This window comes from Colwellia sp. KS18-150 (assembly GCF_057551365.1).
In genome coordinates this window covers 183,222-195,921 of record NZ_BAAJMC010000006.1, presented here as the reverse complement: position 1 = coordinate 195,921, position 12,700 = coordinate 183,222, and the positions used below count along the sequence as shown (strand labels likewise).

Annotated in this window: 10 protein-coding genes; 6 read left to right on the top strand and 4 right to left on the bottom strand. The window is 38.5% G+C overall.

The features are described from left to right. Positions 1-314: 314 nt before the first annotated feature. The 4 genes from AC27IF_RS10695 to nirB form a co-directional block, all read right to left on the bottom strand. Entirely contained in the window at positions 315-707 is a 393-nt protein-coding gene (locus AC27IF_RS10695) for an ExbD/TolR family protein (RefSeq protein WP_487054293.1), read from the bottom strand. Between the two features lie 193 nt (positions 708-900). After that, a complete protein-coding gene (locus tag AC27IF_RS10690) occupies positions 901-1,827 on the bottom strand; it encodes a PhzF family phenazine biosynthesis protein (protein ID WP_487054291.1) in 927 nt (308 codons plus the stop codon). Between the two features lie 9 nt (positions 1,828-1,836). Further along, the gene (nirD, locus tag AC27IF_RS10685; protein WP_487054289.1) at positions 1,837-2,181 is read right to left on the bottom strand and encodes a nitrite reductase small subunit NirD; all 345 of its coding nucleotides are present in this window, start codon (positions 2,179-2,181) and stop codon (positions 1,837-1,839) included. A 15-nt stretch (positions 2,182-2,196) separates the two neighbouring features. Continuing rightward, on the bottom strand, positions 2,197-4,731 hold the full coding sequence (nirB, locus tag AC27IF_RS10680) for a nitrite reductase large subunit NirB (protein WP_487054288.1): 2,535 nt from the start codon (positions 4,729-4,731) through the stop codon (positions 2,197-2,199). 304 nt (positions 4,732-5,035) lie between these two features. Between nirB and glmU the strand changes: the two genes are divergently transcribed. From glmU to AC27IF_RS10650, 6 genes are all read left to right on the top strand, one after another. Then, a complete protein-coding gene (glmU, locus tag AC27IF_RS10675) occupies positions 5,036-6,394 on the top strand; it encodes a bifunctional UDP-N-acetylglucosamine diphosphorylase/glucosamine-1-phosphate N-acetyltransferase GlmU (protein WP_487054286.1) in 1,359 nt (452 codons plus the stop codon). A 217-nt stretch (positions 6,395-6,611) separates the two neighbouring features. Continuing rightward, on the top strand, positions 6,612-7,379 hold the full coding sequence (locus tag AC27IF_RS10670) for a DeoR/GlpR family DNA-binding transcription regulator (RefSeq protein WP_487054284.1): 768 nt from the start codon (positions 6,612-6,614) through the stop codon (positions 7,377-7,379). A 36-nt stretch (positions 7,380-7,415) separates the two neighbouring features. Beyond that, the gene (gene glmS / locus AC27IF_RS10665; protein WP_487054282.1) at positions 7,416-9,248 is read left to right on the top strand and encodes a glutamine--fructose-6-phosphate transaminase (isomerizing); all 1,833 of its coding nucleotides are present in this window, start codon (positions 7,416-7,418) and stop codon (positions 9,246-9,248) included. 306 nt (positions 9,249-9,554) lie between these two features. Next, positions 9,555-10,889, top strand: a complete 1,335-nt coding sequence (locus AC27IF_RS10660; RefSeq protein ID WP_487054281.1) for a glycosyltransferase family 2 protein — start codon at positions 9,555-9,557, stop codon at positions 10,887-10,889. A 305-nt stretch (positions 10,890-11,194) separates the two neighbouring features. Beyond that, positions 11,195-12,058, top strand: a complete 864-nt coding sequence (locus AC27IF_RS10655) for an alpha/beta hydrolase (RefSeq protein WP_487054280.1) — start codon at positions 11,195-11,197, stop codon at positions 12,056-12,058. Beyond that, complete coding sequence (locus AC27IF_RS10650) at positions 12,058-12,654, top strand: TetR/AcrR family transcriptional regulator (protein WP_487054279.1); 597 nt, start codon at positions 12,058-12,060, stop codon at positions 12,652-12,654. Before AC27IF_RS10655 ends, AC27IF_RS10650 begins: the two co-directional genes overlap by 1 nt. The last annotated feature ends 46 nt before the right edge of the window (positions 12,655-12,700 follow it).

Sequence of the window (12,700 nt, the reverse complement as noted above, 5' to 3'; positions counted from 1 at the left end):
CTAATTTGTGCTGAGGCACAGGAAAGCCCGTTACGAAAGTGACGGGCTTTTTGCTTTTCTGCAGTATGAGAAATTAATAAATAAGTACAATCATTGTGACTCTGGCGGGCAAGCCGTGTACTTTATCGTTTTTGGGAATGCTACTTTAATATAACTTCAAAGTCGCTTTTGAGAGACATTTTCTTAGTAGGTAAGCTATGAGGTGAGAAATCTTTTTAAGTTACTCTATTAAGGCCTGAGGTGTTAAAGAGTAATGGTAATGCAAGCCTACAAATTAATTTGTAGGCTGTATTGTAAAACATAGGTTTTGCGTGTTACTTACCAATGGATATAATTAATTGCTCAAAAGTTTTAATTTGATCAATAACACTAACTACATCTTCATGTCTTGTATCGTAGCTTGGTATGACGACAGCACTGGTTGTATTGTGCTTAGCAATAAAGTTCTCAATACGTGCTGGTAGTCTTTCTATATCTACTCGTTTGCCATTAAAACTGACTAAGCCTGTTTCATTTATTTGCACAACAATGGAAGGGGCGTTTTCAGTTGATGGTTTATTGAGTTTAGGTCTATTAACTATTATCCCTTCTTCTTTAACAAAGGATGTTGTTACGATGAAAAATATTAATAATATAAAGACAATATCTAGCATTGGTGTCATATCTGGCTCTAGGTTAGTTTCTTCTCTGATCTTTTTTCTAGCCATACTATTTTCCCTTTGATTATTATTTAGTCACTACAATATGTACGATGATCGTCGTACATGTCAATACTTAATTACGATTATCTTCGTATTAAGTGTGAGTTATAAACTAAGGTATGCATATTAGATCTGCTCAGAAAGAGCAGGCTCGGTAGAAGTGCCAAGCCTAGATGGTAAAAATGGACAGTTGGAAATATTAATTTATGGTTATTGTACCTTCAGTCATGATAACGCCATACCCACCGACACGTATGGTAAGGTTTTGGTTTTGTTTATTATCCATTTCAACATAGAACATGCTCTGTCTGGCATCGTTTGCGCCACGTTGTATGGCGAATATATGAGTACCTTTTTGAATATGCTCATGAGCACAAATAGCATTAGCGAATGAGGCAATCGCACCACCAATAGGTGGATCTTCATGATGAGCAATAGCTGGTCCAAGTAACCGTGTATGAAAGTCCGCAGTATTGTTGTCAGTATTATTGGAGAAAAGTAATATTTCTTGCGCTAACGAAGTTGGTGCTGAAGAGTTGCTCCAAGCAGCTTCATTAAATTTAGCCTCTCGAATAGCTCGGTAAGACATGATAGGGACAATTAAATAAGGAACACCACATGAAACTATTAACGGTCGGTAACTATCAAAACCAATATCAGCAGCACTTAAAGATAGCATTGCAGCTAATTCTTCAGTCGTAGGAGTGAAACGGTCTATTGCAGAGTGAGTATCATAAGTTTGTTGTACTAAGGAAGGTGAGCCCTGATCATCTTTACTTACGTAGGTTTTAATGACCTCAACTTTTCCTGACCAGTTTGACTCTAAATTAATGAGTGTATGTTGTTCAGTTAGCGGGATAGAGTTTGTCTTGGCTAAAACATAACTAGCGGCTAAAACAGAGTGGCTGCCGATAGGGACCTCTTCAAGCTTTGAAAAGGCTTTAATACTGTAGGAAGATTGCTGGCTATTGGGGATGAGAAATATAGTATTACTTGCGTTCAGCTCTCCGGCTATTTGAAGCATCTCTCTATCAGTGAGGCCACTTGCATCGGTAAAGACAGGTAGTGGCACACCATGGAAAGGTTGGTCGGTAAACACATCAGCAATGTAATAACTATATTTCATTATTCGTCCTTAAGCAGCAAGCTGGACGGTATCTCCTTCAACACGCACAGGGTAAATATCAAGGCTTACTGTGCTGTCTTCTAGGCAGATACCGGTTGATAGATCAAAATGTTGTTTATATAAAGGTGACGCAACAACTGTTTTACCATCTAAACTACCTACTAGTCCTCGCGATATAGTATTAGACTCACTAAAGGGGCAGTAGTTATTAATTGCAAACAGTTGTTCTGTGCCTGAAGTATCTGCCACTTTAAAAATAGCGACTTGTTGTCCTTCAAATAAAGCACATACACCTATATTAGGCAATATATCGCCAGTTTTGCAAATATCTTCCCATTGCTTTTGATTAGTCATTATTTAATTCCTCTGTTATTTTACTTCAATAGCAAGTGATTTTTCATCGGCAAAAGCAGGACGAATTTGCTCGCGCTCTGTGGTGAATATTACGTTGTCATCAGCTTTGTCACTGTTAACAAAATGAGTAAAACGTTTCATTTTTTCAGGATCATCAATGGTAGTTTTCCACTCACACTGGTAAGTATCAACTACGTTTAACATTTCTTGTTCTAGCTCAGCCGCTAAGCCTAACTTGTCGTCAATGATCACAGATTTCAAGTATTCTAAACCACCTTCCATGTTGTCCATCCATACTGAAGTACGTTGTAAACGATCTGCAGTACGTACGTAGAACATTGAAATACGGTCGATATATTTAATGACTTCTTCTTCTGTTAGATCTGAAGCAAATAAATCAGCATGGCGAGGTTTCATACCACCATTACCACAAACATATAAGTTCCAGCCATTTTCAGTAGCGATTACACCAAAATCTTTACTTTGTGCTTCAGCACATTCACGCGTACAACCCGAGACAGCAAGTTTGATTTTATGTGGAGAACGTAGGCCTTTATAACGATTTTCAAGCGTTATTGCTAAGCCCATCGAATCTTGAACACCGTAACGACACCATGTAGAGCCAACACAAGATTTAACCGTACGTAATGATTTACCGTAAGCGTGACCTGTTTCAAAACCTGCGTCTACTAGCTTACGCCAGATTGGAGGAAGCTGTTCAGTACGGGCACCAAATAAATCGATACGCTGACCACCGGTAATTTTAGTGTAAAGACCATATTCTTTAGCAATTTCACCTAAAACGATAAGCTTTTCAGGGGTAATCTCACCGCCCGCAACACGAGGAACGATTGAATAAGTACCATCTTTTTGCATGTTACCCATGTAAAAATCGTTGGTATCTTGTAGTCCTTGTAAGTTACTTTCAAGAACATGGTCGTTCCAACAAGAAGCAAGAATATTAGCTGCCGTTGGTTTACAAATATCACAACCTAACCCGGTACCGTGTTTTTCAAGTAACTCAGCGAAAGACTTAATTTTTTCAACACGAATAATGTTATATAAATCTTGACGGGTATAAGCAAAATGTTCACAAAGATCAGTGTTTACTTCAACACCTGATTTTTCTAATTCAGAGTTAAGTACTTGAGTTACTAGCGCAACACAACCACCACAACCTGTACCTGCTTTTGTGCAAGACTTGATAGCGGCCATATCACAAGCGCCACCTTCAACGGCTTCAACGATATCGCCTTTAGTAACGTTCAAACATGAACATAATTGCGCCGAGTCAGGTAAGGCATCAACACCAATGCCACTTGAGCTGCCGTCGACACTTGGTAGGATTAATCCTTCAGGCTCAGCAGGTAATTCCATTTTATTGAGCATAAACTGCAATAATGAACCGTACTCTGCAGCATCACCAATCAATACAGCACCTAATAAATACTTATCATCTTCGCTAACTACAATTTTTTTGTAAACTTCTTCACGATCGTTCACATAAGTGTAACTACGAGAGTTGGGGGTGTTTCCGTGAGCATCACCAATAGAGGCAACGTCAACACCCATTAATTTCAGTTTAGTACTCATGTCCGCACCGGTAAACTCACTATTACCAGTACCTGTTAAATGATCAACCGCTGCATGAGCCATTGACCAACCCGGAGCAATTAACCCGTATATTTTATTATCCCAAAGGGCCACTTCACCAATAGCATAAATATCTTCATCGGATGTTAGTGTGTTGTTATTTATTACAACACCACCACGCTCACCCATTTCAAGACTAGCATCACGAGCTAGCTCATCACGAGGACGAATACCCGCTGAGAAAACGATAATATCAGTTTCTAATTCTTCACCATCAGCAAAACTCATCTTGTGAACAGTATTATCACCGTCACCAATATTTTGAGTATTCTTTTGAGTATGAACACTAACACCTAAGTCTTCTATTTTCTTGCTGAGCATAGCGCCACCGCCATCATCAACTTGAACAGCCATTAAGCGTGGAGCAAATTCGACAACGTGTGTTTTTAGGCCTAAATCCATAACTGCTTTGGCAGCTTCTAAGCCAAGTAAGCCACCACCAATTACCGCACCAACTTTAGCTGTTTTAGCTGCTTCAGTAATCTTTTCCAAATCATCAATAGTACGATAAACAAAAACATTATCTCGATCGTGGCCTGGTACAGGAGGAACAAAAGGATAAGATCCCGTAGCAAGAACTATTTTATCGTAAGAAATTTCAAGACCAGATTCTGAAAAAACCACTTTGTTGTCTCGATCAATTTTGGTTGCTTTATCACCTGTATGCAAAGTGAAGTTATTTTTGCCATAAAAATCATCATGAACCATGTTGATTTCATCAACTGATTGAGTTTTAAACCAAGCAGTTAAGTGAACTCTATCGTACGCAGGAATAGGCTCTTCACCAAAAACAGTTACTTGGTAATCATCTGCTTTACCAGATTCAACTAAATATTCTAAAAAATTATGACCAACAGGACCGTTGCCAATTACTACTAGTTTTACTTTATCGCTCATCTTTTTACTACCGCAGGTTGCGTTATATTGCTCTTCATATCGCAAGTACTGTACCAACCAAAAAAAATTACATAACCATATAAAAATAAAGGATAAAATTTAATTAAATAAATTTAAGCTTTGTTATGGTGCATAATTTCAGGGCGAAAAATAACTCAATTGCACAGCTAAAGTGCAAAAAGAACAAGGGTTGATAAGGCTCAGTTTCGCCATTAATGTTTTGGGGGTAGAGTAGTACTGGAAAAGCACTGTTGTTAATGGTTACAATAACGCCATTAAAATTATCAAACCGAATGGATTTTCTATGTCTCTCTCTGTTGTCATTCTTGCTGCGGGTAAAGGTACCCGTATGCGATCTTCTTTGCCAAAAGTTCTTCATGTTGTTGCAGACAAACCTATGGTTGAGCATGTAATCGATAGTGCTCGCCAACTCGGGGCAGAAAATATTTATGTGGTTTATGGCTTTGGTGGCGATGTGCTTAAAGCCTCTATAACGGGTGATGATCTAACATTTGTGGAGCAAACCGAACAATTAGGCACCGGACATGCAGTTGATCAAGCATCACCATTTTTAAAAGATGATGAAGATGTTTTAGTGTTATACGGTGACGTCCCTTTAACTAAGGTATCAACTTTAGAAAAACTACTACAGGCAAAACCAGATAATGGCATGGGCTTATTGACAGTTCATCTAACTAACCCAACAGGTTATGGCCGTATAGTAAGAGAAGACAATAACGTAGTAGGTATTGTTGAACAAAAAGATGCCAACCCAGAGCAGCTTGCCATCAAAGAGGCTAATACCGGCATATTATTAGCAAATGGTGGTGATTTAAAACGCTGGTTGTCTGGTTTATCAAATGAAAATGCGCAAGGTGAATATTATTTAACTGATATTATTGCTACGGCACATGGTGAAGGCAAAGCAATAGCGACTGCCCATCCAGAAACTGAAATTGAAGTAGAGGGAGCAAATAACCGCGTACAGTTGGCAGCGTTAGAGCGTGCTTATCAAGCACGGTTAGCGGAAGAGTTGATGATAGCCGGTGCTAGTTTACGTGACCCTGCTCGTATAGATATTCGCGGAAATCTCATTGTCGGCAGCGAAGTTAGTATAGATGTAAATTGTATTTTTGAAGGAGCAGTTGAGTTAGCTGATGGCGTGACAGTTGGTGCTAACTGTATTTTGAAAAACTGTTCAATTTCTGAAAACGTTGTAATAAAACCAAATACCATCATTGAAGATTCGGTCATTGGTGAAGGATGTTCTGTTGGGCCGTTTGCACGCATTCGCCCTGGTACTGTAATGAATAGAAACTCACATGTTGGCAACTTTGTCGAAATGAAGAAATCGACGCTAGGTGAGGGAAGTAAGGCTGGGCATTTAACTTACCTTGGAAATGCGATGATAGGTAAAAACGTTAATATTGGTGCAGGCACAATTACTTGTAATTATGATGGCGTTAATAAGTTTCAAACCATTATTGATGATAATGCTTTTGTTGGTTCAAACAGCTCATTAGTTGCCCCTGTTTTCGTTGGTAGTACAGCAACCATTGGTGCTGGCTCAGTAATTTCTAAAGATGTAGAAGATAAAGAGCTTGCTATAGCTCGTGGTAAACAACGCAACATTAAAAACTGGCAGCGTCCGGTAAAACAGTAAGTTACCAAGCCACATAAGATTTTTTTACATTTTATGTGGCTTTACCTTTTTCCGATAAATCAGAATCAAAACTCAAATCAGAAAAATTCAGCTTTAATCGTCAGTCTATTAAATTAACTCACCCGAAGAATTCGTAAACTGATATTTGCAATAACTTTCGATTTGAAACATAATGTCGTTCAAAGTGAAAGTTACAAAGTTAAGAAACTGCCTGAACATGTCAAAACGGAATACCCAACAGCGCCGTCATCGTATTATTGCCGACCTTAATTTAAGTGGTGAAGTTAGTGTCGATGCATTAGCAAAACAATTTGATATTTCAGAGGTTACTATTCGTAAGGATCTTGCCTCGCTAGAAAATAGCGGTTTATTATTACGACGCTATGGTGGTGCAATCGCACTGCCTAGTGAAATCACAGAAGCCAAAAGCGAAAAACTTTCAAAACAGAAGAAAACTATTGCCAAACATGCAGCAACCTTAATTCGCGATCATAATCGAATCATCATTGATAGTGGCCAAACAACATCGGCGTTAGTTTCGGAGTTAAGCGCTAAAAAAGGTTTAGTTGTGATGACCAATGCTTTAAGCATAGCCAATGAAATTCATGCACTGGAAAATGAACCGACATTATTGATGACCGGTGGTACTTGGGATGCTAATTCAGAAGCATTTCAAGGACAGGTTGCGGAGCAGGTATTGCGCTCGTACGATTTTGATCAGTTATTTATTGGCGCAGATGGTATTGATATAGACCGAGGAACGACAACATTTAATGAATTGATTGGCCTAAGCCGAGTTATGGCAGAAGTCGCTCGAGAAGTTATTGTGATGATTGAATCGGAGAAAATAGCTAAAAAAATTCCTAACCTGGAATTAGCTTGGCAACAAATACACACCCTCATCACTGATGATGATTTATCTGAATCAGTAAGAAAACAGCTAACTGCTCAAGGCGTAAACTTAATATGCGCCAAAGCAAGTTAGTCATAAAAAACAGTAGAAAATAATAAGGATTTAAATATGTGTGGCATAGTTGGTGCGGTAGCACAGCGTGATGTGGCAGAAATTTTGGTTGAAGGGCTAAGAAGACTTGAGTACCGCGGTTATGATTCGGCGGGCGTTGCAACCATAGATGAGAAAAACCAATTAGCTAGCGCAAAGCGTTTAGGAAAAGTGCAAGAATTAGCACAAGCATTGAGTGATACACCTTTAAGCGGTGGTACTGGTATTGCGCATACTCGCTGGGCTACTCATGGTGCTCCAAGCGAAGTAAATGCTCACCCACATTTATCTAGTGGCAACATTGCAGTAGTGCACAATGGTATTATTGAAAACCATCAAGAATTACGTACTAAACTACAGAGCTTAGGTTATGAGTTTGTTTCACAAACTGATACTGAAGTCATTGGCCACTTAGTTCATCATGAGTTGAAAACTTGTGATAGCTTGTTATCAGCAGTACAGAAAACAGTTAAACAGTTAGAAGGTGCTTACGGCACGGTTGTAATGGATAGCTCTGACAAAGATCGTATTGTTGTAGCTCGCTCTGGCAGTCCGTTAGTTATCGGCTATGGTTTGGGTGAAAACTTTATTGCCTCAGACATGATGGCATTATTACCCGTGACTCGAAAATTTGCCTTTTTGGAAGAAGGTGATGTTGCTGAAGTAACGCGCTTTGAAGTGAATATTTTCGATATTAATGGTGATGCAGTAGAGCGTGAAGCCACTGAAGCTAGCGTTAGTCATGATACAGGTGATAAAGGTGAATATCGTCACTATATGCTCAAAGAAACTTATGAGCAGCCTATCGCGATTCGTAATGCTTTAGAAGGTCGACTATCGGGTGATGTGCTTGATGTAAATACCTTCGGTGAAGGCGCAGACGATATTTTTAAAGACATTCAACACGTACAAATCATTGCCTGTGGTACCAGTTATCATTCTGGCATGGTGGCGCGTTATTGGTTAGAAGCCTTAGCGGGTGTTTCATGTAATATTGAAATCGCCAGTGAGTTTAGATATCGCAAATCATTCGTGCCTAAAAACTCTATGGTGGTAACGCTTTCTCAATCAGGTGAAACAGCTGATACCCTAGCGGCATTAAGATTAGCCAAAGAAATTGGCTATAAAGCAAGTTTAAGTATTTGTAACGTACCTGGCTCATCATTAGTACGTGAATCAGACTTATCATTTATGACTAAAGCCGGCGCTGAAATCGGGGTAGCATCAACTAAGGCATTTACCACTCAGTTAGTGGGCCTGTTAATGATGACCCTAGCCTTGGGTAAACATCATGGTATGGCGGAAGAGACACAAGAAAATATCGCTAGATCGTTAATGACTTTACCAAATAAACTTGAAGAAGTGCTAGCTTTAGCCAGCCCAATTGAAGGCTTAGCCGAAGATTTTGCCGATAAACATCATGCGCTATTTTTAGGGCGTGGTGATCAATATCCAATCGCGATGGAAGGGGCATTGAAACTGAAAGAAATTTCATATATTCATGCTGAAGCCTATGCTGCAGGTGAATTAAAACATGGTCCTTTAGCGTTAATTGATGCTGAAATGCCGGTAATTGTTGTTGCACCTAAAAATGATCTCATTGAAAAGCTAAAATCAAATGTCGAAGAAGTACGTGCCCGTGGTGGCTTAATGTACGTCTTTGCTGATAGTAATGCTAACTTTGTCAGTGACGACACCATGAAAGTTATCGAAGTACCCGTATGTGATGACATCATTGCACCTATTGTTTATACCTTACCTTTACAACTACTTTCTTATTATGTGGCAATCATTAAAGGTACAGATGTTGATCAACCTCGAAATTTAGCCAAATCGGTAACTGTTGAGTAATTTTTTGGTGATGTAAGCCAAATATAGTTCAAGCTTTTGTAAAGCGACTTACTCTATGAGTGGTCGCTTTTTTATTGATGATGAGTTGTTTGCGAGACTGTAATTCTAAAGGTTAAATATCAAATTATAAGTGCTTTATATTTTAGATATTAAGCATAAAAATAAGCATGCTTATAACCAAACTCTTAAAATAAAGTAAATCTATTTTTCTTTCTCCTCGAAAAATAGGCATAATGCAGTACAAATTTCGAACACATTATAAATATACGCTGTACTCAAAGGAACCTGAGTTGTGTGAGGTTTCCTTTGATTAAGTTGCAAAATATAGTTTATTTACTGTTATTAGCTTTGCTTTATTGCCTATCGGCTAGCATTGTTTATCTCGCTTTCAATAGTAGTTATATTGCTGATGAGTCTTATACACTCATACGTTGGTGTATATTATTGCTATTGCTCCCGTTGCTATTTAAATACTTGGTGCAAATACTCACTCTCTGTTGTTATCGACGTGTCGAGCGCTCTAGAAAAAGGCGTCATCAGTTTGTTGGCACACCCAAGGTGTCGGTGTTGATCCCTGCTTATAATGAAGAAGTTGGTATTGTAAAAACCATCAACTCAGTATTAGCTAATGATTATGGCAATGTAGAAGTGATTGTTATTAACGATGGCTCTACGGATAAAACCGGTGAATTAGTACAACAATTAGTACTAGAGCATACAAATACGAGAAAACTCCGCTACCTTTCGATAACCAATAGTGGCAAAGCTAATGCTCTAAACGAAGGCTTAGCACTTTGTCACAGTGATTATATTTTCACGATTGATGCTGATTGCATTATGGACAGAGAAGCCATTACCAATACCTTACAACGCTTTGCCGACCCTAAAGTAGGCGCTGTTGGTGGTAATGTCGTGGTTGCCAATAAAAGCAAGCCAGTAGAGCTATTACAGCAGTTAGAGTACCTTTATGGATTTTTCTTTAAACGTGTCGATTCGGCTTTTAACTCGGTTTATATTATTGGTGGTGCAGCAGCAGCCTATCGTAAATCGGTGTTAGATGAAGTCGGTGGTTTTGACGGCGATGTCATTACCGAAGATATTGAAATGTCGATGCGCATTTTAGCCGCAGGTCATAAAACTCGTTATGCAAGTAATGCTGTTACCTACACCGAAGGGCCTTCTCGCTGGCGATGCTTGTTTAATCAGCGTTTACGCTGGCGCTTTGGGCGATTTCAAACCTTTATTAAATATCAAAAACTGTTTTTTAGTCGTCAGCAAGGTCATAATTGGTACTTTACTATGTTGCTGCTGCCCATTGCTTTATATGCAGAATTAGCCTTATTGTTTCAAGGTTTTTTTCTTGCCTTTTTCTATAGTTATACCTTTGTAACTCATGATTATTGGCCGGTCGTGTTTGTGATGGGATTCATGACTTTAATGGTTATTTTACAAGTGATATTTGACAATAAATCGCGCTTTCATTTGAATTTATTATTACTAGCACCCGTTGCTTGGATTGTTTTTTATGTGGTTGATATTATCGAGTTTCAAGCACTGTTTCGCAGTTTAAAGCGCTTGATAAAACAGCAAGGACTTGAGTGGCAACGATGGTCAAGAGTCGGTATTATTACTAAGCGATAGTGGCTAGGAAGGTAATTTACTCTTTGTATCTAGTTGATTATCACTAATCAACAATGGCCCCATTTATTCTCTACAAAGTTGTGTCGCTCCTATTGAACATCCCCTTATTCAATAAATTGTCTAGTCACTAAAATCCCCTACACCCATTAACATCAGCTTTTCTATTATGGCGATAAGGCTATAGCAGGAATTGATACCTTTGAATCTGACGATTGAGTAGCAGTTATAAGTCCTTTACAAAATAGTACAGTTGAACTATTATCAAATAAAAGTGCAACTGTACTATTTTAAAAAGGAGATTAAAAATGAAATTTAGTTATTTTAATGAAGAAACCAAAGGCCTAGGTTTTAATAGCATTAGTCGGGGAATTACGAGTATTATTAGTACAGTCGCGCCTCGCTTTAGCGCCTATATAGGTAAACATATATTATTGAGACCTTATGGTAAACGCAGCTATAGTGAAACATTCACAGCTCCAGAAAATGAAATTAGTCTTCAAACATCGATAGGTAAAGCGCACATCAACCTATTTGGTCACGGAGAGCAAGTTGTCATCGTTAGCCATGGTTGGGCAGACTCCAGTCAATCCTTTAACAAGATGATAAAATCCTTAACAGGGCAAGGTTATACAGTCGCAGCTATTGATCATATTGGTCATGGTAAATCTACGGGCAATCGAGCTCACCTGTTAAGTTTTATTGAAACATTAGAATTGCTAATTAAGTACTTTAATGAGCAGAATATTGATATAAAAGGTATTGTTGGTCATTCAATGGGTGCCATAGCTACGCTAAACTTACCTCATTCTTTACTTGAAGATAAAAAAATCATTCTCATTTCTTCGCCGATAAATTTTTTCGAGTTAATGTTTGAAAAAGTTGAACATGTTGGTATTTCCAGAAAATTTCTTAAAAGGGTTTTAGAAAATATTAGTCATAAATATGGCAAGAAATGGTATCAGTTGTCCTCAGAAAATCACCGCGATAAGCTAGCATTAGACCTTACTTTTATTCATGACCGCAATGATAGGTTTGCTCCCTTTATTGATCTTGATACTTTCTTACAAGATGAAAAGCCTCGCTTAGTGGTTACATCAGGACTTGGACACACAAGAATTTTAGGAGATACTAAGGTTATTGATAATATTACGCAGGTTTTAGCAACTTAATGAATAAAGGCGAACGTACTCGTTTAGCAATTTTAAATCAAAGCATTATATACAGCTGTCAATTTGGCCTCGCAGACATAACCATTGGCTGTGTCTCAAAGCTATGTAATTTATCAAGGACAGGGGTGATTTCACATTTTGAAAATAAGGAAGATATGCAAATTGCTATCTTGCAATATGGCGAAGTGTTGTTCAAGGAGCGTGTTATTCAGCAGGCATGGCGAGAAGATCCACTAGAGCATGTTAAAGCCTTACTTGAATCATGGGCAGACTGGACTAGTGAATTGTTTAAAGAGCATCAAGTTAGTTGCCCATTTATTAAAGCTGTTGTTGATTTTCAAAACCGCCCGCCATCAAAGGTGAGATCATTTACCATTGACCAACAAAACAGGTTTATTGCTTATTTAACAAATCGTATAGAGCGCTGTGTCGAACAGAAAAAACTGAATGGCAAGGTAGACAGTATTGCAATAGCTTACGAACTTTATAGTTTGTATTTAGGTCATGCTATCACTCAGCATACCGCTCTACTGAACTCGCCTGATGCTATTTTCAAAAACAGCGTTGAACGGCTTCTCAAGCAACATCAAGTTTAATGAACCGCCTTCTGAAATAGAAACAATAGCGATTTCAATTCATGAG